Genomic DNA, 23,817 nt, shown 5'->3' with positions numbered 1-23,817 from the left:
GCAAAAGTAATAATTGATTTTAGAATGACGAATTAGGACTGACACTTTTTTAAAATTTTATTTTATATGTTTCTTTCCTGAATTTTTTATCAAATTTATGGACCAATTAATGAATTATTAATTTAATAGACCTACACTACTCCTGCTATATCATAGAATCTAAAATCATTTCTATATCTTTTTCTGTGGTATCGGGATTGATAAAACAAAAACGAGAAACGGTTTCATAAGTTGAGCCTTTTTTCCATTTAGTTGGGGTGACTAAGGCAAAACCTTTTTTATGATTTTCATAAGTCCAATGGGTATAGTCTTCAGGTTTCCATCCAATTCTTCTGTATAAAACACAAGATAAGCTTGGTTCTCTTACTAATTCCACATGCGATTTTTCCTGAATTAATGTACCGGCTATTTGAGCCAATTCAAGACCTCGTTCAATGGCCACTTTATATCTATCAGTGCCATGCGTTGCTAATGAAAACCATAAAGGCAAGCCTCTTACCCGTCTGGTTAATTGTATCTGATAATCACTTGGATTAAATCCATGTGCACCTTCATCTTTAAAAATATCCAAATAAGAACCTTCTTGAGAATGTGCCTTTTTTGCCAACTCCGGGTTTTTATAAATCACAGCACCGCAGTCATAAGGCGAAAACATCCATTTATGAGGGTCAATGGTGATACTATCTGCTTTTTCAATGCCATTAAATAAATGTCTTACAGAATCTGCCACTAACGCACCACCACCGTAGGCTGCATCTACGTGTAACCACAACTGTTCCTTTTTACAAATAACGGCTATGCCATCTAAATCATCAATGATTCCTGCATTGGTAGTGCCGCCCGTTGCTACTATGGCAAATAAACGTTGGCTTTGATGGCTTGTTAAATTATCTATGGTGTTTTGTAAGGCCTTTGCTTCCAATCTGTCTTCGGTATCTACCAATAAAACATCAACATCTACCACTTTAGCCATAGCCTTAATTGAGGAATGTGCGCCTATAGAAGTAATAATAAGACCTTTTTCCACTTTATTCTGATCATTCAAACTGCGCCAATATTCTCTTGCTGTAACAATTGCAGATAAATTAGCAGCTGTTCCGCCACTGGTAAAAACACCAAACGCCCCTTTTGGTAATCCCGTGAGAGAGACGATCCATTTCATGGCTTCATTTTCGCAAAAAATGCCACCAGCACCTTCCATCCAGTAAGCACCATGAATACTTGAAGCCGAAGTCACTAAATCAAACATAATAGCCGCTCTTGTAGGAGACGCCGGAACAAAAGCCAAATGTCTTGGATGATCAATAGACACATTGGCTTTCATTAAATGCTCTTTCCATAAATTAAAAGCTACTTCACCACCAATGCCCTTTTCGGTGATGGTTTCACCTACTAAGGCCATCAAATCTTCTGCTTTTTGTGGAATACCTATTTTTGGTTCGGTAACTGATATCCTATCAATAGCATATTTCATGACATCTAGGGTCATATTTACCAAATCAATATCTATTTTGTGCATTATTTAAAGTGTTAATATTAAAAACTCTGTTCTGAGAGGATTTAAGTTTTCAATTAATTGTGGGATTAGTTCCTCACCATATTCTATATAGAATTGTGAAAAATTAGTGTTGCGTTCTTGCAAACCTTGGTTTGGAAACAACTCATTTTGCAATTCAGTCATTCTTGAAACCTGATCTTGTAGTTTTCTCTTTTGAGCTTTTAATAATCGTTTTTCAAGATTTTCCAGACCTTTTAATTGTTTCACTTCCTGAGCCTTTACGGCACTAACAAAGGATTTATCTGTTTGTTCAGCTATTTGGTATAAATCTTCAAATTGTTGAATTAAATGCTTTTTTTGAGGAGAAAAGTCAATATTGATATTCGATATTTCCCTTACTTTTTTATTAATAAACACCTCTCTCTTCAAAAAGATATCTTCATTAGATATATTTAAATTCTTAAGTTTTTTTTGTTGCTGAACCGATTGGATTAAGACGGAATTACGAAGGAGCATAATTGGAAAAGGCACTTTAACTTCATTAAAGAAGGCCTTCAGTTGAAACCAATATGCCAATTCACCACCACCACCAATATAACAGAGATTAGGTAAAATCACTTCCTGATATAAAGGACGCATAATGACATTAGGACTAAATCGTTCTGGATAATCATCTACTTCTTTTAAAAGAGCTTCCTTTGTCCATGTAATATCGGCATTTACAACTGTATAAATCTCATTTTCAAAAACAATACGTTCCCTTAAATTATCATTTAAATAAAACAAATTAATCTCACGTGGATTCACTTGAATTTTAGTATTTCCGGGCAGTGCATTAATAGCATCATTTACTTTTGAAACCAATTTAAAAGACGTCTCATGAAGCAATTCATCTTTTATAAAAGGCACAAATTCTTGCTTTAATTCCTTTTTGTTAGCATCAATAATGACCAACCCATATTCTGAAAAAAGCGCATTAGTTAAATATCTCGTAGCATCCGCCAGATTATCATGTTTTAAATAACTTTCAGCAAACAAATCTCTCAAAAAATCAGCATGTTTACCTACCCCTAATTCTTTAGAAAATAACTCAAAAACTGATTCCAAGCCAGAAGTTGATAATTCACCTACAGCTCCATTTGTGACTTTATTCCAATGAACCTTTTTTCCTTTAAAATTGAAATAATTAATCTCTTCAAAATCATGATCTTCCGTTGCCATCCAATAGACAGGAACAAAATTATAATCAGGATAAGCCTTATTTAAATCAGTAGTAAGATTTATAGTTGAAACAATTTTATACAAAAAATAAAGTGGCCCGGTAAAAATATTTAATTGATGTCCTGTAGTAACAGTAAAGGTGTTTATTTGGTTTAAAGATTCAATATTTTGCGCTGTACTATCAGAGGTTTCTATATGTGTATATTGATCTCTTAAACTATCAACCAATATACTTCTGGAAAGCATACTAAAGGAAGCATGTTTTTCTTCAATTTGCTTCCTGAAATTTTCAAGCTTAGGGAAACGATTATAAAACGGTTTTAACACCTGTGCTTCCTCAATATAATCACAAATTAATGAAGAAAAATAGCCTGTTTTTTTAAATGAAATGCTTTCAGTTGGCATAATTTCAATTATTTTTTACAAAGGGTAAAGATACGTCTATTAGATTTTTAAATTCTAAAAAAATAGTTAAGAGTTCTATCTTTTAAACAAAAAATCAACTGAACTCAAATCGAATTAAAACAGAAAATTATTGTCATGATCAGCATTATTGAAGATAATTAAAATTGCCAATTTTTTGTTAATGATTTAATAAAACCCTTGATATTTTATCAGTATTTGAGTAACTTATACTTTTTATAAGTAACCACTTAAGAAGTGCTGTCATGAAAAAAGAAAATACTTTAAAAAACAGTTTAGTATTGTTATATACTACTATGGTTTTATGCGTTTTTGGTCTACAATTTACTACTCAGGCATCCAATGTATTTCAAGAGCCCTTGCAGGGTATTCAGACAATCAATGAGTTTAAAGGACATGTTTATGATAGCAGCTCCAAAGACGCTTTGGCTTATGTTGATATCAATATAACAGGAACTAATATCAGTACGATTACAAACAAAGAAGGTGCGTTTTTATTAAAAGTTCCTACTGAATATTTAAATAAAACCATTAAGATTTCATTGCTTGGGTATGCCGAAGGAGAAATTGAAATTTCATCACTAAAAATTGATGATAACAAAATTTATTTAGATCTTTCTATAACTCAATTAAGTAATGTAAATGTTTATGGTATTAAAAATGCCGAAGCTTTAGTACGTGCTGCCTTAAACAGAAAAAGTGAAGTATATGACAATAATAGAACAAAAATGACCGCCTTTTACAGAGAAACTATAAAAAAACGCAATAAAAATGCGTCGCTCTCTGAGGCCGTTTTGGCCGTATACAAACAGCCTTATACTAATAGTAAAAGTGATGAATTGAGTCTTTTAAAATCAAGAAAAAGCACAGATTATTCCAGACTAGATACCCTGACATTAAAACTACAAGGTGGACCTTTTAGCACTTTATATACTGATATAATAAAATATCCTGAATATATTTTTAATAAAAATGATTTGTCTAATTACGTTTTCACCTTTGATGAATCCACCCAATTAAATAACAGACTGGTTTATGTTGTTAATTTCAAACAAAAGGTGAATAACGATGAACCTTTATATTACGGTAAACTTTATATTGATTCTCAAACACTTGCACTTACAAGTGCCATATATAATTTAAATATTTCAAACAAAGAATTAGCCAGTAAAATGTTTGTTAGAAAAAAACCGTTTAATGCCAGAGTTTATCCAACTGTTGCTGCTTACCGAGTTGATTATAGAACCAGAAATGGAAAATGGTATTATGGATATGGTAAAATTGAATTGACATTTAAAGTTAATTATAAGCGTAAATTATTTAATAATGTTTACACTTTGAATTGTGAAATGGCGATTACTGATTGGAAAATTGATGATAATTCGAAGCTTGTAGGAGAAAAATTAAAACCCAATGTAGTGATCATTGACAAAGCTTCTGGTTTTTCAGATCCTGAATTTTGGGGTGAATACAACATTATAGAGCCTGAAAAATCAATAGAAAACGCCATTCAAAAGATTAATAAGCAATTAGAAGATGCTGAATCTTAATTTTCTCAATTAAAAAAACAGTAATCCATTCTGAAATCAAACGCCATAAAGTTTTACCTCTGTCGTAGTTATTACATCTGTAACGAAAACTTTTAAATCTTTTAGAAGAATTGACTTTGTACAAATTTTGGAATAACTTGGTTTAACAGCTGAGATAAATCATTCAAACAATACATATCATTATGTTAAACGACATCCTTAATTTAATACATCAGCATATAAATCAAAATCTGCTGCTTCAGTAATTTTAACAGTTGTAAACTCGCCTGTTTTTAAATAAGTTTTAGTAGCATCAATCAATACTTCGTTGTCTACGTCAGGTGAATCATATTCAGTACGCCCAACAAAGTAATTACCTTCTTTTCTGTCAATAACCACTTTAAAAGTTTTACCAATTTTTTCCTGATTTAATTCCCATGAAATCTGCGCCTGTATCTCCATAATTTCATTGGCCCGTTCTTGTTTCACTTCTTCAGGAACATTATCTTCTAAATTATAAGCATGCGTATTTTCTTCATGAGAATAGGTAAAACATCCTAAACGTTCAAAACGCATCTCTTGTACCCATCGTTTAAGTTCTTGATAATCCTCTTCAGTTTCTCCAGGATAACCCACAATTAAAGTCGTTCTGATAGTCATATCTGGGACAGCCACTCTAAATTCCTTTAATAATCTTGTTGTTTTCTCTTTAGTAGTGCCACGTCGCATACTTTTAAGAATGCTGTCAGAAATATGTTGTAATGGAATATCTAAATAATTACAAATTTTTGGTTCGCGGTTCATTACGTCTAGCACATCCATAGGAAAACCTGTTGGAAAGGCATAATGCAAACGAATCCACTCAATACCTTCCACTTTTACCAATGCTTCAAGCAATTCAGCAAGGTTTCGTTTTTTATACAAATCTAAACCATAATAGGTTAAATCTTGAGCAATTAATATAAGTTCTTTAACCCCTTTAGCAGCCAGTTTTTCTGCTTCAGTAATTAAATCTTCTATAGGTGTTGATTTATGTTTTCCGCGCATTAATGGAATGGCGCAAAAACTACATGGCCTGTCACAACCTTCAGCAATTTTTAAATAAGCGTAGTTTTTTGGTGTGGTAGTTAAACGCTCACCTATCAATTCATGTCTATAATCTGCGCCTAAGGCCTTAAGTAAACCCGGTAATTCTGTAGTACCAAAATATTCATCGACATTAGGGATTTCTTTTAATAAATCTGGTTTATAGCGTTCACTTAAACAACCAGTTACAAACACTTTATCAACTTCACCATCTTCCTTTTTCTGTACATATTCTAAAATAGTATTGATGCTTTCTTCTTTGGCGTTATTGATAAAACCACAGGTATTTATGACTACAATATTACCTTCCTCTTCATGAACCACGTCTTTTCCACTGGCTTTTAATTGCCCCATAAGCACTTCGCTATCGTAGACATTTTTACTACAACCAAGGGTTACAACATTAATTCTATTCTTTTTAAGTGATTTCGTTCTCATACAAAAATTTAAGTGTGCAAAGATACATAATGATTGCCGATTATCGATTTCTGTTAACGAAATTCAACTTTATATTAAACCTTTTATATATTTGATAGTCTCAAATTTAAAACCTACTGTTGTGAAAAAATGGATATACTGCCTTCTGGCTATTAATTTGTTTTTGAGTTGCTCATCAAATGACAGTCCAATCGAACCCAATCCTACAGATAATCAACTTTATTTTCCACCTTTAAATTCTAACACTTGGGAGACAATATCTGTTGCTGAATTAGGATGGAATGAAAGTCAACTTCAACCTTTAATAGATTATCTAGAACTTAAAAATACTAAAAGTTTTATGATACTTTTTAATGGCAGAATTGTTGTTGAAAGTTATTTAAATGGTCAGTCAAGCACATCCCCTTGGTATTGGGCCAGCGCAGGAAAAACTCTTACATCAACTGTTTCCGGAATTGCTCAAGAAGAAGGATTGATAAATATTAATAATAAAGTTTCTGATTATTTAGGAATCGGTTGGACCAGCGAAATGCCAGAAAAGGAAAACTTAATTACCTGTAAAAACCTATTATCTATGAACTCTGGTTTAGATGATAGTTTGGGTGATGATGTCTCGCCAGCCAATCTACAATATAAAGCTGAAGTTGGCACACGATGGGCCTATCACAATGTGTATGTAAAAATGCAGGATGTTGTGGCTGCGGCAAGCAATAAATCTTGGAATACTTATTTTAATACTAAATTAAGAGATAAGATTGGTATGACTGGCAATTGGATAGATTTAGATAATTTAAGCGTGTATTGGAGCAACACCAGAAGTATGGCTCGTTTTGGACTTATGATTTACGCCAAAGGCAAATGGGGGAACACACAAATTGTCCCTGAAAGTTATTTAAATGAGGCCACAACAACCTCACAAGCCATCAATGAAGCATATGGTTATTTATGGTGGTTAAATGGAAAAACTACTTATCATTTACCTGGTTTACAAGTTCAATTTAATGGCCAATTAATTCCGAATGCACCTGCTGACATGTATGCTGCCTTGGGCAAAAATGACCAGAAAATCTATGTAGTACCTAGTAAAAAATTAGTAGTTATCAGAATGGGTGAAGTTGCCAATCCGGATAATCCAACATTTGCACTCTCTGGCTTTGACAATGAATTATGGAGTAAAATTGATACTTTAATCAACTAATTATAATTTTTTGGCATTTTCCTCATTTTTGAAGCTTGCTCATAAGCATAAGCCCATTGCAACAAAAACTTTTCATTGAGTCGCTTTCCTATAAAAGTCAATCCTTTTGGTGCATTTTTATCTGAAGAATATCCCATAGGTATTGTAATGGCCGGATATTCTGCCACAGCAGCAAAACCTGCGTGGTAATTATTTATGGACAATATGGCATTCAAATTATTTGCTTTCATTGGCGTATCAAAAAATAATTGACCATTCTTTTTTAATTTTGATTTAATAGCTTCAAGTTCTTGATTGGTCGCTTTATCTGCAACAATCCCTTCAAATAATTTTTGCCCATAAGGCATCCTATTTATAGAATCTGATTTATTAAACTCAATAACATCTTCAACAGAAGTTACCAAAATACTGTCATGAGCACTTGCTTTTAAATAAAATGGCAAATCCTTCTTCATATCAAGATTAAGCAATCTTATAAAACCTGGAAGTTCTAAGGTTTCAGGTTTCAATACAACCATTTCTGCACCAAGCTTTTTCAAAACTTCAATAGCTGAAGCAAACAACGAGTCTTGTTTTGATTCTTCAAAATAACCAAAACGCTTCCCTTTTAAATTCGGAACTACTATTTTTTCATAATAAAACCCATTATCTAAGAGAGCATCTATTGATTTATTATCTTTCTCATCCGGACCAAACATAGCATCCATTAGTAATGCATTATCCATAACATTCTTTGTCATAGGTCCAGGAGTATCCAATGTTGAAGATATAGGAACAATGCCGCTTCTACTTAACAAACCAATAGTGGGTTTAAATCCTACTATAGAATTTTGACTAGAAGGCGACAAAATAGAACCTGAGGTTTCAGTTCCAACAGCAGCAACACAAAAATTGGCAGCTACTGCCACACCACTTCCAGAGCTAGAGCCACCAGTGTCAATAATTTTACGTCCATAAGGATTGAAAGTTTGTCCACCAACAGCACTATAACCAGAGGGACAATCTCCACAAAAGAAGTAAGCCCATTCACTTAAATTTGTCTTTCCCAGAATTAAAGCCCCTTTATCTTTAAGCTGTGCTACTATAAAGGCATCCTTATTGACATTATTATCCTTCAAAGCCACAGCTCCTGCTGTTGTGGGCATACCAATAGCATCTATATTATCCTTCAACAAAATAGGCATACCAAAAATGGGGTGCTTTGTTTTTTTATTTCTTCGTTCCCTGTCCTTCTCCTTAGACTCCACTATCACATTTGGATTTAAGGATATTACAGAATTTAAAGACCAGGCATTCTCCCTGTCAAACTTTCTGATTCGGTATAAATAGAATTTAACTAATAATTCATATGATAATTTCCCGTTTTGTATATATTTTTGAATTGTAAGAATATCCTGTTCCAGAATAAGGGGTTTTAGGTTATTATAGGTCCCTTCAGAAAACGATTCTAAATCTTTAGCAAAGGGGTTCCAAAGGTCATTAACATTGATATATTTTGAATCAAGCACTTTAAATTCACGAAATTCTTTGACTGATATTGCACTAATATCTGTAGAATCAGTAAGTGCTTCATCTTCCAGAACACTTAATGTATCAGAAGTTTTTTCAACAATAGCATCGTATGAAGGCAGAGCGTCTTTTTCTTTATTTATATACTTACATGAACAAACTAAAAATAGTAGGAGGATTAAAGTGAATCTTATCATAAATAGAGATTTTTAATAAAAATAGTAAAAATCAATTATTTAATTGAGTGAATAAAATATTAGTTTCTCTTTTCAAAAGGAATAGCAATTCCGTTTTCAAGGTAATTTTTTAAGCCATTAAGAAGCATGGCCCAGCAAAAAGAGGAATGTTTAAAATTATGATTTAATTCCTGCCAGTTTTCATGGCTAAATTTTAATAAAGTCCCCTTATCAACCTCTTCCAACTCAAAACCAAAAGTTGTGGCATCCCAATCAGGATCAGATTTGGTCATGTAAATATAAAATGATTTATTAAGAATGCATGATGAAACTTTACCAAACCAATTATACGTATCAGTAAAATTTAAATTATATTCTGCGTTTAATATTGGATTACCCGTACACTTTATTGTCTACCAATTGTTTAAATGCTTTGGACGTGAAACAGCGTCAAAAACTTGTTTGGTTGAAGCATTTATAATTAAACTATGGTAAACAGTAAAACTCATTTATCATTTAAAAAATGAATCTACAAACTCATATTTATTAAAAACCTGCAAATCATCAATTCCTTCTCCTACACCAATATATTTTACAGGTATTTTAAACTGATCTGAAATACCAATGACCACACCGCCTTTTGCAGTCCCATCAAGTTTAGTAACAGCCAATGAAGTAACTTCTGTTGCTGCCGTAAATTGCTTGGCTTGTTCAAAGGCATTTTGCCCTGTAGAACCATCTAAAACCAACATCACATCATGGGGCGCATCTGCCACTACTTTTTGCATTACTCGCTTCACTTTTGTTAGTTCATTCATTAAATTTACTTTGTTATGCAAACGCCCGGCGGTATCAATAATTACCACATCCGCATTTTGCGTAACAGCACTTTTAAGCGTATCAAAAGCTACTGATGCTGGATCACTTCCCATAGATTGTTTTACCAAAGGAACACCCACTCTATCAGCCCAGACTTGCAATTGATCAATGGCGGCAGCCCTAAACGTATCGGCTGCACCTAAAACCACATTTAAACCTTGTTTTTTAAATTGACTGGCCAATTTACCAATGGTCGTTGTTTTACCAACACCATTGACACCAACCACCATAATAACATAAGGTTTTTTATCTTGTGGAATTATAAATTCTGAAGCCTCTCCACTATTCGTTTCAGATAATAATCCAGCTATCTCTTCTCTCAGAATTTGATTTAATTCATCTGTTCCTAAATATTTATCTTTAGAAACTCGTTCTTCAATGCGCTCAATAATTTTCAAGGTTGTATTCACACCAACATCACTGGATACTAAAATTTCTTCAAGATTATCTAAAACTTCATCATCAACCTTAGATTTTCCTGCAACTGCTTTACTTAGTTTATTGAAAAAATTAGTGTTTGATTTTTCTAATCCTTTATCTAATGTTTCCTTTTTTTCTGATGAAAAAATCTTTTTAAAAAAACTCATGTAAAAATAATTTGACTTACGTTATTAAAAATAACAATTTTCTTGCCTGAAGTTCAAAACTGTTAAATTGTCATTAAAGGTAATATAAATATAAAACAAAAGCCACTTCGAAAAAAGTGGCTTTATAATGCTATGTAAAAAGTAAAACTTATTTCTTATTCAAAAAATCGCTTACTAGTTCAGGTGCCATAATTGCTTCAACAAACATGTAAGCTCCAGTTTTAGGAGATTTTACCATTTTTATTGCTTTTGATAATCTTTTGGATCCTGTTTGTAACGATGCTACTGATTTCTTTGCCATGACTTATATGTTATTTGACATTTTCACTAAAGCGAAAATCTCTAATTATTTAATTTCTTTGTGAACTGTCATACGCTTTAAAATTGGATTAAATTTTTTAATCTCCATTCTATCTGGCGTATTCTTTTTATTTTTAGTAGTAATGTATCTTGAGGTTCCTGGTTGTCCAGATTCCTTATGTTCAGTACATTCTAATATTACTTGTATTCTATTACCTTTCTTTGCCATTTCTTTTATTTATTAAATACAGCTATTATTTTAAAAACCCTTTTGATTTAGCATCTTTTATAGCTGCAGTAATACCTATTTTATTAATAGTTTTTAAAGCAGATGTTGAAACTTTTAAAGTTACCCAGCTATCATCCTCTGGAATGTAAAAACGTTTCTTCACTAAATTCGCATTAAATTTGCGTTTAGTTCTATTCATTGCGTGAGACACGTTGTTACCAACCATTGCCTTTTTCCCAGTAAGTTCACAAACTCTTGACATTATTTTCTAACTTTAAATTTTAGTTGTTTAAAAACGAGGTGCAAATATACAAAATCTTTAATTTATCGCAATCTAAATTATATCAATTTTTAAAAATTTCTTTTAACAGCATTTCAAAGGCTTTATTTACGGCCTTATTTATCACTTTTGCACGGTGATTCCCTAGCATAAATTTTTCTGAGTAAACCTCGGTTTTAGTAGCTATAGCAATAAAAACAGTGCCTACTTCTGCGGCAGAATCTCCTTTTGTTGGGCCAGCATTACCCGTAGTAGCAATCGCATAATCTGAATTAAATAATTGCAGTACTTGCTTAGCCATGGCTTCAGCAACCTGATAACTTACCACAGAATTATCTTCAATTATATCTTTTGAAACACCTAATACCTTAATTTTTGAATCGGTTGCGTAACTTACCACGCTACCTTTAAAATAATTTGAAGCCCCCGCATGACTTGTAAAACGTTCTGCGATCTTACCACCGGTACAACTTTCTGCAACCGCCAATGTTTGCCCTAATGCCGTTAATTGTTTAGCTATGATAGATTCAACAGCTCCGTCTTCATCCTCAAAACCAACAAAATGGTCTTTTATTAAAGGTAAAACAGCGTCAATTTGTTTCTGAACTTCCAATGTAATTTTTTCTTTATCAAATCCTTTTGCTGATAATCGCAATCGAACTCTTCCTAAATCAGGTAGGTATGCCAGTTTTACAAAACTTGGCAAAGCATCTTCCCAAGATTCAATTTTATCAGCTAAAGTACTTTCACCCAAACCATAAACGAGTAAAGTTTTATGCAAAATAAAAGGCAAATGATACTTCCTTGTTAGTTTTGGCAAAACTTCAGATTGAATTAATGCTTTCATTTCATAAGGAACTCCCGGAAGTGACACAAAAACTTTCTCTCCTTTTTCAAGCCACATACCGGGTGCTGTGCCATGAATATTCATTAGCACCTTTGCTTTTGAAGGCACTAAAGCCTGATCTTTATTAACCTGTAATAATGTTTGCCTAAGGTGTTGTTTCCAAATATTTTCAATATTTTTCAACACAGATTCATCCAAAACTAAGGTGTCATTGAAATATTCAGAAATAGTCTTTTTAGTAATATCATCTTTAGTTGGTCCTAAACCACCCGTAATAATGATAATATCTACGCGACTTTCGGCATCTTTAAAAGCCGTTAATATGTGGTTTTTATCATCTTGAACAGAGGTGATTTGATATACTGAAACACCTATTTTATTAAGCTCTTTAGCTATAAACGCAGAGTTGGTATCAATAACTTGTCCTATAAGAAGTTCATCACCAATAGTGATTATCTCTGCTAACATTATAAATTAAAATCTGATCTGATCTCATTCACTGCCAAGTCAACAGCATTTAAAACAACAGCTAATTGATCCGTTATGTCAAGTTCCGTTTTTTGAAATTTTCCCCAATCCTGGACCTCAATTAGGGTATCAAGAACTCCTAACTCGAATAAATCAACGGTTGGTTTCATTTTATGAGCTGCCTGATAGGCATTATGGTAATCTTTTTCAGCAACCGCCTTTTTTAGCCGTTCGGCATCTTCTGGTACTTCTTCTAAAAATGCTTGTGCCAAAGCACCAATGAAATCGTCATCATTGTCTGCTAATTCTTTTACCCGGTATAATTTATAGTGTTGTTCCATTTATTTTACTGTTATTGAAAACATCTGATTATTTTCTAAAAATCCTATAAGTTTATCATTTGCAATTACTTTGCCCACTCCTGCCGGAGTTCCTGTAAAGATAATATCTCCAATCTTTAAAGTAAAATATTTTGAGACATATTCTATTATTTCGTCAATTTTCCAAAGCATATGGCTTGTATTCCCTTTCTGCACTATGTCATCATTCTTTTGTAAAGAGAAATTGATATTATTAACATCTTGAATGTCACTTACAGGAATCCAATTACCAATAACAGCAGCCCCATCAAACGCTTTAGCTTTTTCCCAAGGCAAACCCTTTTCCTTTAATTTATTTTGTACATCTCGAGCAGTAAAATCAATTCCCAATCCAATTTCATCATAATATTTGTGAGCAAATTTTTTATCAATATATTTTCCTACTTTATTGATTTTTACCAAAATTTCTACCTCATGATGCACATCATTTGAAAAATCCGGAATAAAAAAAGGCTGCTTTTTAACTAAAATTGCAGTATCTGGCTTTAAAAAAATAACAGGGTCTGTTGGTTTTTCGTTTTCCAACTCTTTAATATGCTCCGTATAATTTCTTCCTATGCAAATAAGTTTCATTTGTTAAAGGCTTTAATTTTATCCTAATTTATTATTAAAGTTTCTCAACTTGATAGCAGTCAAAACCTTCTTTGTATACAATGGAAAATCGGCATTTAACAACCAACCAAAATATCCAGGTTCGGTTTCTAAAACTTCAGTTACTAATTTTCCTTTATGTTTTCCAAAAGAAAAACATTCTTCACCTTTTTTGTTATATGCAATAAATCCTGCAAAATCTGCAAATTGCTTTCTTGAACTAAATTCTGCCAAAAACTTGGTGTCATTTTCTATTTCATCGTACTTGGCAATTTGGGCCTTTAGCACTTCAAAAGTGGCTCTTGTATCTGCCTCTGCTCCATGGGCGCCTTCTAATTCTTCATTACAATAAAACTTATAGGCGGCACTTAAGGTACGCTGCTCCATTTTATGAAAAATAGTTTGAACATCAACAGCCACCCGATTCTTCATATCAAAATCAATATCAGCACGCAACATTTCTTCCGCCAATAAAGGAATATCAAATTTATTGGAGTTAAAACCTCCTAAATCTGAATCTTTAATCATATTATAAATTTCTTTGGCTAATTCTTTAAAAGTCGGTTTATCAGCAACATCTGCATCAGTAATGCCATGAATAGCTATAACCTCTTTAGGAATAGGCATTTCAGGATTTACCAACCACGTTTTACTATCCTCTTTTCCGTTAGGAAAAACTTTTAAAATGGAGATTTCAACAATGCGATCTTTAGAGATATTAACACCTGTAGTTTCAAGATCAAAAAAACAAATGGGTTTGGTTAGATTAAGATTCATTAAGTAATTATCTTTAAATATTAAAATCTTGTTTTACAAAAATAGAAAACCTAACCGTTTTGAGGTTAGGTTTTTGAATATAGTTTGTTTTGTTTTTTAAACCTCTCTATTACTATCCCAGGCCTCTAAATAATCTTTTACGGCTTTCACAAATTGACCTCCAAGCGCCCCATTAACCACACGATGATCATAAGAATGGGATAAAAACATTTTATATCGAATCCCGATAAAATCTCCTTCCGAAGTTTCAATCACTGCCGGAACTTTTCTAATAGCACCAAGTGCTAAAATTCCGACTTGAGGTTGATTAATGATAGGAGTTCCCATAATACTTCCAAAAGTACCAACGTTAGTCACTGTATAAGTTCCTCCTTGGATATCATCTGGCTTTAGCTGATTTAAACGCGCTCTATTGGCTAAATCATTAACTTTTTTAGTCATACCAACCAAATTTAATTGATCAGCATCTTTTATAACTGGCACAATTAAATTACCATCAGCCAACGCCGCTGCCATGCCAAGGTTGATATGTTTCTTTTTTATAATGGTATCCCCTTGAACAGAAATATTCATCATAGGATAATCTCGAAGCGCCTTTGCAATGGCCTCCATAAAAATTGGGGTGAATGTTAAATTTTCACCTTCACGTTTCGCAAAACTATCTTTTACTTTATTTCTCCAATTCCAAATTTTAGTAACATCAGCCTCAATAAAACTTTGAACATGCGCAGAGGTCTGAACGGACTCAACCATATGATGTGCAATAATTTTACCCATTCTGGTCATTTCAATAATTTCATCGTCAACGCTTGACACAATTGGAGTCTTTTCAACTTTTGGCGTCTGCACAACATTTGTTACTACTGGTTGCACGGGATCCTTTTGAACAGGTGCACTAACAGTTTTTGCTACACCTTTATTATCAATATAATCTAAAATATCATTTTTTGTGACTCTGCCGTCCTTTCCTGTCCCTTTAATCGTATCTAATTCAGATTGTGAAACACCTTCTTGTTTTGCGATATTTTTAACTAACGGTGAATAAAAACGATCCTCATTTGAAATTATAGGAGCTACCGTTTCTTGCGCCGAAGCCACTGTTTTTTCTACTATATCAGCTGCCTCTAAAGAACCCTCTTCAATTTCTGTTTCTGGTGTAAAAACCTCAGAATCTTCGTCGTCTGTTTCAATAATAGCCACTACCTGACCAACTTGAACAACATCATCTACATTAAAAAACTTTTCCACTAAAACGCCATCAACTTCACTTGGCACTTCACTATCAACCTTATCAGTGGCTATCTCAAGCACTGCTTCATCAAGCTCAATAGTATCTCCAACTTCTTTTAACCATGAGGTGATTGTTGCTTCTGCAACACTTTCTCCCATTTTTGGTAATCTAAGTTCAAATCTTGCCATATCGATAATGTAATCCTCGTTTTTTAATATTAGTTTGCAAAATTAATTAAAAATGATCAATTTTTTTAAATTATTTGTAGTAAAATCTTTTAAAATCTTAAAATTTCACCTCTATATATTGCGTTATCACTTCCTATTATAAATTTAGAATCTTTTGGTAATATTTTAAAGGTAACCAGTGGGTTTTTTTTAGTTTCTTCAAAAAAAACTATCATTTCTTTGTAAGTAAGCACATTGGCATCAAAAATAATTTCAGTATTATTTGGAATAAATTCATTTAAGTTACATTTCAACAGGAGTTCTGTTTTTAATACTTTTTGCAGGTCCTGATTCATTTTATCTGAAATAAAAAAATATCGATCAATTGATTTTTTATTAACAACAGGTATCTTTCTAAATAAATAAACCACTCGAATACCTAAGCCTACCAAAAAACTAAAAACAATATTTTTTTTGAAGTGTTTTCTGTAAAAAATCTGCATGGCACCATAAAATCGTTTTGCATAAAGCTGATCTCTTAAAGTGCTTTCTCCTTTAAAATGAATAACTTTTGATACACCATAATAATAATTATCATAGCCCGCTTTTATAACTTTATATGATAAATCAATATCTTCACCATACATGAAATAATCTTCATCAAATCCGCCAACACCGTGATAGACTTCTCGTTTTATCAGCATAAAAGCACCAACTAATACATCTACCTTTCCTGTTTCATTTTCGTCTAAATGATTTGCATAATATTCTTTTGGATTGCCCAACATCTTCTTAAAAGCTGCTTTCACAAAAGGAATATTTCGCTTACTTTCAGGTAAAAAATCACCTCTTCCATTAATCAATTTACAACCTACAATACCAGCATTGGTTTTATTACTTATAAAGTCTAGAAGCGATTCAAAAATATCTTCTGGAACTACCGTATCAGGATTTAAAATGCAGATGTATTCTCCCTTTGATTTTGCAACACCTATATTGTTTCCCTTTGAAAAACCAAAATTCTCCTTATTTTCAATAAGAATCACATTGGGAAAATTTTTGCGAATCATTTCGCAACTCTCATCTTCTGAATTATTATCAACAACAATAATTTCGGCCTCCAGGTTCTTGATAGCTTCATTTACACTTTTTAAACATAACTCTAAAAAGTAACGCACATTATAATTCAAGATGACAACTGAAAGTTTCAAATGATAGTTACATTTTTAAATTGATTTCAAAAGGAATTCTGTTTAAAATACTTCGTCCTAAAGTAACTTCATCGGCATATTCTAACTCATCCCCAACTGAAATTCCTCGAGCAATTGTTGAAATAATTATATCACAATCCTGAATTTGCTTAAAAATATAAAAATTGGTGGTATCACCTTCCATTGTAGAACTTAATGCAAAAATAAGTTCTTTAATACTGCCTTCCTTCACCTTTTTTACAAGCGACTCAATATTTAAATCATGAGGGCCAATCCCATCCATTGGTGAAATTTTACCGCCTAACACATGGTACAAGCCTTTGAATGAACTCGTATTTTCAATAGCCATGACATCTCTTATATCTTCAACTACGCATACAATTTCTTCATTTCTATTTGGATTTGAACAAATTTCACAAAGCTCTACATCACTAATATTATTACATGATTTACAAAATTTTATGTTGGCTCTCATGGACTGCAGTGCCAGTGATAAAGACACCGTATGCTCTTTAGGCTGTTTTAGCATATGCAATACTAAACGCAAAGCCGTTCGCTTACCAATCCCAGGAAGTTGAGACATTTCATTTACTGCTCGTTCTAATAATTTTGAGGAGAATTCCATGGCTGCGAATTTACAATTTTAATACAAACTGTCTAAAAGTATAATTATTATTAATTAAAATAAAAAATTATATTATACAGCAGCACATTTGGAAAATGAATTATTTAATTAGTAATTTGAGCAAAGAATATTTTTACATGACCTCAATATACATTCTTTCACTGATAGCTTCATATTTCTTTGTACTTATTACAATATCCTATTTTACGGGAAAAAAATCAGACAATGATTCCTTTTTCAAAGCGAACAAACAAGCGCCATGGTACGTTGTGGCCTTTGGTATGATTGGCGCGTCTTTATCAGGGGTTACTTTTATCTCTGTACCTGGATGGATTGAAGCTTCCCAATTCAGCTATATGCAAGTAGTTCTTGGCTATGTTGTGGGTTATTTGGTTATAGGAACTGTTTTATTACCATTATACTATAAACTAAATCTAACCTCAATTTACACTTATTTAGAAGAACGTTTTGGAACCTTTTCATATAAAACAGGTGCCTCCTTTTTTTTAATTTCCAGAGTTGTAGGAGCCAGTTTCAGATTATATTTAGTAGCAAATGTTTTGCAAATAATCATCTTTGATGAAATAGGAATTTCTTTTTGGCAAACCGTGACAATTACCATATTACTCATTTGGTTGTATACATTTAAATCTGGCATAAAAACCATTATATGGACTGATACTTTACAAACTCTTTTTATGTTAGTTGCCGTTGGTGTTACCATATATTTTGTGAGCACTGATTTAGGTATAAGCAATGGCAACTTATTAAGTTATATTTTAGATAGTGATTTATCTAAAACCTTCTTTTTTGACGATTATAAAGCAGGCAATTATTTTTGGAAACAATTTATTTCTGGTGCTTTTATAGCGATTGTTATGACAGGTTTAGATCAGGACATGATGCAAAAAAACTTAACCTGTAAATCGCTTAAAGATGCTCAAAAAAACATGTTTTGGTTTACTATTGTGCTTACTATTGTGAATTTTATCTTTTTAAGTTTAGGCCTTCTTTTAACTGTTTATGCACAGCAAAATGGCATAGATGCCCATAAAGATGATTTATTTCCGATTTTGGCAAAAAATCACTTAGGCATTGGCGTCTTATCGTTTTTTATTATTGGGCTGATAGCCGCCGCTTATAGTAGTGCAGACAGTGCTTTAACAGCTCTAACTACTTCTTTTAGCATAGATATTTTGAATATTGAAAAAAAATATAACCCTCAAAAGCAAGTAAGTATTAGAAAAAGAATTCACGTGTTCATTTCACTCATTTTAATTCTTGTAATAATCTCATTTAAATATCTCATAAAAGATGAAAGTGTCATCGCGAAATTATTTGTGTTTGCAGGTTATACTTATGGCCCTTTACTTGGCTTATATGCGTTTGGGCTCTTTACTAAATTAAAAGTTAAGGACAAACTAGTTCCAATAGTTGCCATACTCTCACCTATTTTGTCCTATTTCATTAGTGTAAACAGCATCAAATGGTTTGGTTTTGAGTTTGGTTTTTTTATTTTAATCTTAAACGGCCTTTTGACTTTCTTAGGATTAATATTGATTAATAGAAAGCAAAACTAAAGTACAAGCCACTTCGTAAGAAATATGATTAGCTGTTAAAATGGCATAAAATTCCGAATTCTCTGTTCCAGGATTAAAAATAACTCTCTTGGGTTTGAGTGAAACGATATAATCATAGTAAAATTGTTGTGCTTTAGGGTTTACATACAAAGTTACCGTATGAATATTTTTATAAAATTTTAAAGTGGTATCAATAGGAATGCCGGCAACTACTCCAGACTTCAATCCAAAAGCAACGACTTCAAATTGATGATTGACGAGCCTTTGCACAGCTAGGTAAGAATATCTGTCTGGTTTTAAAGAGACTCCTAAAACTAATGTTTTTTTATTCATTTGTTAAAATATTGTTAACGATTCGAATTAGAGTAACAACTATCAAAATTAGTCGTCTCTAATTAAAGAACCTAATCAGTTCTAGTTAATTATTAAACATCAAATCAATCAAAAAATGAAAAAACTCGTACTCCTGTGCGCAATATTTTGTTGTGCCTTTACAAATGCTCAACCTTTAAATAACGAACCCAGAACAGGTTCAATTTCTGGTAAAATAATAGATGCATCACTTCACCAGCCTTTACCCTACGTCAATGTTATTATTAAAAATGAAGCAAATGAAACCGTAACTGGCGGTATTTCTTTGGATGACGGGACCTTTAACATTACAAAAATCCCTGAAGGCAAAGTGACCATAACCATTCAATATATTGGTTTTAAAACTGTCACAAAAAATATTAATGTTGGTGAAAACATTTATGATATTAATCTTGGTGATATTTTGCTGGAGGAAGAACTTGCCAATTTAGATGAAGTTACGGTTGTAGCTGAAGTTTCAACCATTCAACAAAAAGTTGATAGAAAAGTAATTACAGTTGGGAAGGATTTAACAACCGCTGGGCCTACAGCTTCAGACATTATGAATAATATTCCATCGGTGAGTGTCAATCAGCAAACAGGAAACATCAGTTTGCGCGGCAATGAAAACGTGCGTGTTATGGTTGATGGTAAATTATCTAACGTCCCGGTAGCTCAATTACTCAAACAAATACCATCAACTTCCATTAAAAGTATTGAATTAATAACAAATCCTTCAGCCAAATATAACCCTGAAGGCATGAGTGGGATCATCAATATTATCTTACATAAAAACACAAATATTGGATTTAACGGTAATATCAATGTAGGATTAACCAAAGAAATCAATGCCCGTTTTAATAGTTCAGTAGACTTAAATTACAGAAATGGAAAATTTAATCTTTTTGGAAACTATGGCAACAATATTGGGAATTCAGCGAATTACGGAAGAATTGAAAGGTTAGATGATAACTCTGCACAATTATTTGATTTTAGGAACAATAATAAATCGCATTTATATAAAGTTGGGCTAGATTTTTATATGAATGATAATAACACATTCTCGGTATTTACAAATCAAAACAAATATGATGGTAAAGGTTCAGGTTCAACAGGAGTTCAATATCTTAATCAACCATTACAAGAACAAATATTTGATAACTCTAATGACAATTTATCGTCACAATATAATGGTATCTTCAATCATAAATTTGACAAAGAGGGTGAGAAATTGGATGTAGAAGTTGATTACAGCACTTTTAAACAAGACGAAGTTGCCAATTTTGATTTCTATAATATTGTATTTCCACCAAATTATTCTGATTTTGTTAATACAAAACGAGATCAAACAGTCGCTAATATTGATTATGTAAATCCACTATCTGAAAAAGCTAAATTAGAAGTAGGTTTAGAGGCAAGGTTATTTGAAACAAATATTGATTATAGTTCTACGGGCTTTTCGGTAAATGAAAATCAAGATAACATAGTAAATAATGGTGATGAATACATTCCTACGCCAAGCACCTATTTTACTTACGAAAGAGATATTTATTCCGCTTACGCCACTTATAGTAAGTCATTTGAAAAATGGACAGTTCAAGTTGGAGCAAGGGCAGAAACAGTGAGCGAAAATGCTAATGGTATAAAAACTTTTGAAAGTTCAAAAGAAGAAACGCCTTTTGAAAATGATTATTTTCAAATATATCCGTCTGCCTTTTTTACCTTTTCTCCAAGTGAAAACAACTCGTATCAAGCCAGTTTTAGTCGCCGAGTAGACCGACCAGGCTTAGAACAAGTTAACCCCATTAGAGAATGGAGTACCCCATTAATTTCTTCTTACGGAAATCCAGAATTACAACCACAATTCACCAATTCCTTTGAAATTAACTACACCAGGAAATTAGAAAAAGGCAGTATCACTTCTGGGATTTTTTACAGAATAGTGGAGGATGAAATTAATAGAGTTTTATTTATTGATCGTTTAGATTTGAATAAAAGCATTTTAAGTTTTGATAATTTTAATAACACCACGGCTTATGGTTTAGAGTTAAGTTCAAATTATAAACCAACAAATTGGTGGAACTTCAATGCCAGTTTTGATTTGTATTCAAGAAAGCAGAAAGGCATTGTAGAGTCATTGGATGTGCCAATTGAAACGGCTGCGCCAAATGATATTTTAATATCTACTATTGAAGTTGATAATGTGGTATGGAATTTTAGAGTATTTAATAATTTTAAAGCTACCAAAAAACTGAACCTATCCTTATTTGCAATGTATAGAGGAGAAGAACAAGGTTTACAAATTAACAGAAAACCCATGTTTATGGTCAATACAGGTTTAAGATATAGTTTCTTGGAAGATAACAGAGCGACCTTTAGTTTTAATTACAATGATATTTTTAATACCATGAAATTTAAATTTGACGGTGACAGACCTTTCCCTTCAGTTGGACAATTTAATTGGGAAAGTAACACATGGAATATAGCTTTATCATATAGATTTGGTGGCGGAAAATATAGAGCGCTACAACGCAAAAACAGAGATAATAATGAAAAATCTGGCGGTGGTGGTTTTATATAAACAATATTTAATAACCTTCATAATAGTTGATGGTTAGTGTAATGTTTGGTTATTAAATAACAAAGTCCAAGGTAGAAATACTTTGGACTTTACATTTTAAAAATTCTAATCAATTGGGTTACAAACGTTAAAGTGTGTTAAAATTTATGTTTTAACACAACAAAAACACAATATCTTCGTTAACGGTATAATACTATCTATTTCTTCAACGTAATATTTTTTTTAGAATTAGTCAGCTTAATAAAATTCAAAAACGTTAAAAGATAGTATTCCCAAAAAAATAGCGCTAAAACTCGAAATACCTTATTTCGAGTTTTTTTATGTGTTAAAAAAAGTTAAATCTATAATGACACACAATAAATATTAAAATTTTACGTCTTAACAATAGTAACTTCTACTAGGTTAAAGTGTTAATGGGAGTTGGTTAATAGCAAAAAAAAATCCGAAATGTTAAATTTTCGGATTTTTTGTTTTTAAAGTATTACCATTTAATAATGGCACTAGCCCAGGTAAAACCACTTCCAAAAGCTGCTAATACTACATGATCACCTTCTTTTATTTTTCCTTGTTCCCAAGCTTCAGTCAAAGCAATAATAACAGAAGCGGCTGTTGTATTGCCATACTTCATAATATTATTAAAAACCTTATCATCACTCAATACAAATTTCTTTTGAATAAATTGAGCGATTCTCAAATTAGCTTGATGCGGAATTAACATGTCAATATCCTCTTTAGATAGATTATTTTTTATCAAACCTTCCATAATGACTTCGCTAAATCTTACTACGGCATGTTTAAACACAAAAGTACCATCCATATATGGGTAATAAGAAATATCTTCTTCTTCTGATTCAATAATTTCAGGAACCCAATGCTTAATACTTGGCGACGCCACAATTAATTTATCAGCATATTTTCCTTCACTATGTAAATGTGTAGACAAAATACCTTTCGTAGTATCTTCTTCTCTTGACAACACGCAAGCCCCTGCTCCATCTCCAAAAATAACGGTAACACCTCGTCCTCTGGTCGTTTTATCTAATCCATTACTGTGGTATTCAGCTCCAATCACCAATATATTTTTGTACATCCCTGTTTTTATAAATTGGTCTGCTACAGATAAGGCATATACAAATCCAGAACACTGATTTCTAACATCTAAAGCACCGACAGTGGGCATATCCAACAAATCTTGAATTTGCACGCCACAACCAGGAAAATAATAGTCAGGACTTAAGGTTGCAAATACAATAAAGTCTATATCATCCTTAGTTAAACCAGCACGTTCAATGGCAATTTTTGCAGCCTTAGCACCCATCACAGAAGAAGTGTCATCACTTCCTTCTGGAATCCATCGACGCTCTTGAATACCGGTTCTTTCCTGTATCCATTCATCACTGGTATCCATAAACTTGGATAAATCGTCATTGGTAACTATGTTATCAGGAACATATTTACCTAAACCTGTAATCTTTGAATTATACATAATTAGCTTAATTTATAAAGCAAAGTACAAAATTAAAACTTTATTGTACAATCATTAAAACACCTTTTTGACATTTTATTTTTATTTAAAACTGTGTCAGTTTGTCACCTTTTGACTCTTGGTACTTTTTTTGTCTATAAGAGAGTCATATTAATAAACATAATTAAAA

General features: G+C 32.3%; 22 protein-coding genes. 4 read left to right on the top strand and 18 right to left on the bottom strand.

What is annotated here, in order from left to right:
• Positions 1–145: 145 nt before the first annotated feature.
• Together V8G56_RS05830 and bshC are read right to left on the bottom strand one after the other, a co-directional pair.
• A complete protein-coding gene (locus V8G56_RS05830; RefSeq protein ID WP_395437481.1) occupies positions 146–1,519 on the bottom strand; it encodes a pyridoxal phosphate-dependent decarboxylase family protein in 1,374 nt (457 codons plus the stop codon).
• Between the two features lie 3 nt (positions 1,520–1,522).
• Complete coding sequence (bshC, locus tag V8G56_RS05825; RefSeq protein ID WP_395437480.1) at positions 1,523–3,124, bottom strand: bacillithiol biosynthesis cysteine-adding enzyme BshC; 1,602 nt, start codon at positions 3,122–3,124, stop codon at positions 1,523–1,525.
• A 263-nt stretch (positions 3,125–3,387) separates the two neighbouring features.
• On the opposite strand from bshC, the gene V8G56_RS05820 reads away from it, so the two are divergent.
• On the top strand, positions 3,388–4,692 hold the full coding sequence (locus tag V8G56_RS05820) for a carboxypeptidase-like regulatory domain-containing protein (RefSeq protein WP_395437479.1): 1,305 nt from the start codon (positions 3,388–3,390) through the stop codon (positions 4,690–4,692).
• 198 nt (positions 4,693–4,890) lie between these two features.
• Here V8G56_RS05820 and rimO read toward each other — a convergent pair whose 3' ends face one another.
• Positions 4,891–6,195: a 30S ribosomal protein S12 methylthiotransferase RimO gene (gene rimO, locus V8G56_RS05815; RefSeq protein ID WP_395437478.1), complete on the bottom strand. Its 1,305-nt coding sequence runs from the start codon at positions 6,193–6,195 to the stop codon at positions 4,891–4,893.
• A 121-nt stretch (positions 6,196–6,316) separates the two neighbouring features.
• On the opposite strand from rimO, the gene V8G56_RS05810 reads away from it, so the two are divergent.
• The gene (locus V8G56_RS05810; RefSeq protein WP_395437477.1) at positions 6,317–7,393 is read left to right on the top strand and encodes a serine hydrolase domain-containing protein; all 1,077 of its coding nucleotides are present in this window, start codon (positions 6,317–6,319) and stop codon (positions 7,391–7,393) included.
• Here V8G56_RS05810 and V8G56_RS05805 read toward each other — a convergent pair.
• The 13 genes from V8G56_RS05805 to recR form a co-directional block, all read right to left on the bottom strand.
• The gene (locus V8G56_RS05805) at positions 7,390–9,099 is read right to left on the bottom strand and encodes an amidase family protein (protein ID WP_395437476.1); all 1,710 of its coding nucleotides are present in this window, start codon (positions 9,097–9,099) and stop codon (positions 7,390–7,392) included. The genes V8G56_RS05810 and V8G56_RS05805 overlap by 4 nt on opposite strands.
• A 59-nt stretch (positions 9,100–9,158) precedes the next feature.
• Complete coding sequence (locus V8G56_RS05800; RefSeq protein ID WP_395437475.1) at positions 9,159–9,371, bottom strand: SRPBCC domain-containing protein; 213 nt, start codon at positions 9,369–9,371, stop codon at positions 9,159–9,161.
• A gap of 219 nt (positions 9,372–9,590) precedes the next feature.
• Complete coding sequence (gene ftsY, locus V8G56_RS05795) at positions 9,591–10,544, bottom strand: signal recognition particle-docking protein FtsY (protein ID WP_395437474.1); 954 nt, start codon at positions 10,542–10,544, stop codon at positions 9,591–9,593.
• Between the two features lie 148 nt (positions 10,545–10,692).
• Positions 10,693–10,845, bottom strand: coding sequence for a DUF4295 domain-containing protein (locus tag V8G56_RS05790; RefSeq protein ID WP_331628309.1), 153 nt, complete (start codon positions 10,843–10,845; stop codon positions 10,693–10,695).
• 45 nt (positions 10,846–10,890) lie between these two features.
• Positions 10,891–11,073, bottom strand: a complete 183-nt coding sequence (gene rpmG, locus V8G56_RS05785; protein ID WP_007648529.1) for a 50S ribosomal protein L33 — start codon at positions 11,071–11,073, stop codon at positions 10,891–10,893.
• Between the two features lie 25 nt (positions 11,074–11,098).
• Positions 11,099–11,335, bottom strand: a complete 237-nt coding sequence (gene rpmB, locus V8G56_RS05780) for a 50S ribosomal protein L28 (protein ID WP_395437473.1) — start codon at positions 11,333–11,335, stop codon at positions 11,099–11,101.
• A gap of 82 nt (positions 11,336–11,417) precedes the next feature.
• Positions 11,418–12,668 carry a competence/damage-inducible protein A gene (locus V8G56_RS05775; RefSeq protein WP_395437472.1) on the bottom strand — a complete coding sequence of 417 codons (1,251 nt, stop codon included), beginning with the start codon at positions 12,666–12,668 and terminating at the stop codon, positions 11,418–11,420.
• Complete coding sequence (locus V8G56_RS05770) at positions 12,668–13,009, bottom strand: Hpt domain-containing protein (protein WP_395437471.1); 342 nt, start codon at positions 13,007–13,009, stop codon at positions 12,668–12,670. Before V8G56_RS05770 ends, V8G56_RS05775 begins: the two co-directional genes overlap by 1 nt.
• Entirely contained in the window at positions 13,010–13,621 is a 612-nt protein-coding gene (locus V8G56_RS05765) for a fumarylacetoacetate hydrolase family protein (RefSeq protein ID WP_395437470.1), read from the bottom strand.
• Positions 13,622–13,639: 18 nt separating this feature from the next.
• Positions 13,640–14,416: an exonuclease domain-containing protein gene (locus tag V8G56_RS05760; protein WP_395437469.1), complete on the bottom strand. Its 777-nt coding sequence runs from the start codon at positions 14,414–14,416 to the stop codon at positions 13,640–13,642.
• A gap of 96 nt (positions 14,417–14,512) precedes the next feature.
• On the bottom strand, positions 14,513–15,835 hold the full coding sequence (locus V8G56_RS05755) for a dihydrolipoamide acetyltransferase family protein (protein WP_395437468.1): 1,323 nt from the start codon (positions 15,833–15,835) through the stop codon (positions 14,513–14,515).
• A gap of 89 nt (positions 15,836–15,924) precedes the next feature.
• Entirely contained in the window at positions 15,925–17,025 is a 1,101-nt protein-coding gene (locus V8G56_RS05750) for a glycosyltransferase family 2 protein (protein WP_395437467.1), read from the bottom strand.
• Positions 17,026–17,032: 7 nt separating this feature from the next.
• Positions 17,033–17,650 carry a recombination mediator RecR gene (gene recR / locus V8G56_RS05745; protein WP_395437466.1) on the bottom strand — a complete coding sequence of 206 codons (618 nt, stop codon included), beginning with the start codon at positions 17,648–17,650 and terminating at the stop codon, positions 17,033–17,035.
• Positions 17,651–17,787: 137 nt separating this feature from the next.
• On the opposite strand from recR, the gene V8G56_RS05740 reads away from it, so the two are divergent.
• Positions 17,788–19,230, top strand: a complete 1,443-nt coding sequence (locus V8G56_RS05740) for a sodium:solute symporter (protein WP_395437465.1) — start codon at positions 17,788–17,790, stop codon at positions 19,228–19,230.
• Here V8G56_RS05740 and V8G56_RS05735 read toward each other — a convergent pair.
• Positions 19,201–19,563 (bottom strand): CoA-binding protein, encoded by a 363-nt coding sequence (locus V8G56_RS05735; RefSeq protein ID WP_395437464.1) that lies wholly within the window; start codon positions 19,561–19,563, stop codon positions 19,201–19,203. The two genes, V8G56_RS05740 and V8G56_RS05735, sit on opposite strands and share 30 nt — an antisense overlap.
• Positions 19,564–19,678: 115 nt before the next feature.
• On the opposite strand from V8G56_RS05735, the gene V8G56_RS05730 reads away from it, so the two are divergent.
• Positions 19,679–22,162 carry a TonB-dependent receptor domain-containing protein gene (locus V8G56_RS05730; protein ID WP_395437463.1) on the top strand — a complete coding sequence of 828 codons (2,484 nt, stop codon included), beginning with the start codon at positions 19,679–19,681 and terminating at the stop codon, positions 22,160–22,162.
• 481 nt (positions 22,163–22,643) lie between these two features.
• Here V8G56_RS05730 and V8G56_RS05725 read toward each other — a convergent pair whose 3' ends face one another.
• A complete protein-coding gene (locus tag V8G56_RS05725) occupies positions 22,644–23,648 on the bottom strand; it encodes a 3-oxoacyl-ACP synthase III family protein (RefSeq protein WP_395437462.1) in 1,005 nt (334 codons plus the stop codon).
• Positions 23,649–23,817: the final 169 nt, after the last annotated feature.

Origin of the sequence: Gaetbulibacter aquiaggeris, assembly GCF_044003965.1 — a bacterium.
GTDB classification, from domain to species: domain Bacteria; phylum Bacteroidota; class Bacteroidia; order Flavobacteriales; family Flavobacteriaceae; genus Yeosuana; species Yeosuana aquiaggeris.
The sequence above is the reverse complement of the archived record's forward strand: the minus strand, read 5'-3'. Positions and strand labels throughout refer to the sequence as shown.

What these genes read in the sequence shown, in the direction of transcription:
- V8G56_RS05765 (WP_395437470.1), bottom strand. Translation starts at nt 13,621, where the DNA reads ATGAAACTTATTTGCATAGGAAGAAATTATACGGAGCATATTAAAGAG.
- V8G56_RS05760 (WP_395437469.1), bottom strand. Translation starts at nt 14,416, where the DNA reads ATGAATCTTAATCTAACCAAACCCATTTGTTTTTTTGATCTTGAAACT.
- bshC (WP_395437480.1), bottom strand. Translation starts at nt 3,124, where the DNA reads ATGCCAACTGAAAGCATTTCATTTAAAAAAACAGGCTATTTTTCTTCA.
- rpmG (WP_007648529.1), bottom strand. Translation starts at nt 11,073, where the DNA reads ATGGCAAAGAAAGGTAATAGAATACAAGTAATATTAGAATGTACTGAA.
- V8G56_RS05830 (WP_395437481.1), bottom strand. Translation starts at nt 1,519, where the DNA reads ATGCACAAAATAGATATTGATTTGGTAAATATGACCCTAGATGTCATG.
- V8G56_RS05725 (WP_395437462.1), bottom strand. Translation starts at nt 23,648, where the DNA reads ATGTATAATTCAAAGATTACAGGTTTAGGTAAATATGTTCCTGATAAC.
- rpmB (WP_395437473.1), bottom strand. Translation starts at nt 11,335, where the DNA reads ATGTCAAGAGTTTGTGAACTTACTGGGAAAAAGGCAATGGTTGGTAAC.
- V8G56_RS05775 (WP_395437472.1), bottom strand. Translation starts at nt 12,668, where the DNA reads ATGTTAGCAGAGATAATCACTATTGGTGATGAACTTCTTATAGGACAA.
- V8G56_RS05790 (WP_331628309.1), bottom strand. Translation starts at nt 10,845, where the DNA reads ATGGCAAAGAAATCAGTAGCATCGTTACAAACAGGATCCAAAAGATTA.
- rimO (WP_395437478.1), bottom strand. Translation starts at nt 6,195, where the DNA reads ATGAGAACGAAATCACTTAAAAAGAATAGAATTAATGTTGTAACCCTT.
- V8G56_RS05800 (WP_395437475.1), bottom strand. Translation starts at nt 9,371, where the DNA reads ATGACCAAATCTGATCCTGATTGGGATGCCACAACTTTTGGTTTTGAG.
- V8G56_RS05805 (WP_395437476.1), bottom strand. Translation starts at nt 9,099, where the DNA reads ATGATAAGATTCACTTTAATCCTCCTACTATTTTTAGTTTGTTCATGT.
- V8G56_RS05735 (WP_395437464.1), bottom strand. Translation starts at nt 19,563, where the DNA reads ATGAATAAAAAAACATTAGTTTTAGGAGTCTCTTTAAAACCAGACAGA.
- V8G56_RS05820 (WP_395437479.1), top strand. Translation starts at nt 3,388, where the DNA reads ATGAAAAAAGAAAATACTTTAAAAAACAGTTTAGTATTGTTATATACT.
- V8G56_RS05755 (WP_395437468.1), bottom strand. Translation starts at nt 15,835, where the DNA reads ATGGCAAGATTTGAACTTAGATTACCAAAAATGGGAGAAAGTGTTGCA.
- V8G56_RS05730 (WP_395437463.1), top strand. Translation starts at nt 19,679, where the DNA reads ATGAAAAAACTCGTACTCCTGTGCGCAATATTTTGTTGTGCCTTTACA.
- ftsY (WP_395437474.1), bottom strand. Translation starts at nt 10,544, where the DNA reads ATGAGTTTTTTTAAAAAGATTTTTTCATCAGAAAAAAAGGAAACATTA.
- recR (WP_395437466.1), bottom strand. Translation starts at nt 17,650, where the DNA reads ATGGAATTCTCCTCAAAATTATTAGAACGAGCAGTAAATGAAATGTCT.
- V8G56_RS05740 (WP_395437465.1), top strand. Translation starts at nt 17,788, where the DNA reads ATGACCTCAATATACATTCTTTCACTGATAGCTTCATATTTCTTTGTA.
- V8G56_RS05770 (WP_395437471.1), bottom strand. Translation starts at nt 13,009, where the DNA reads ATGGAACAACACTATAAATTATACCGGGTAAAAGAATTAGCAGACAAT.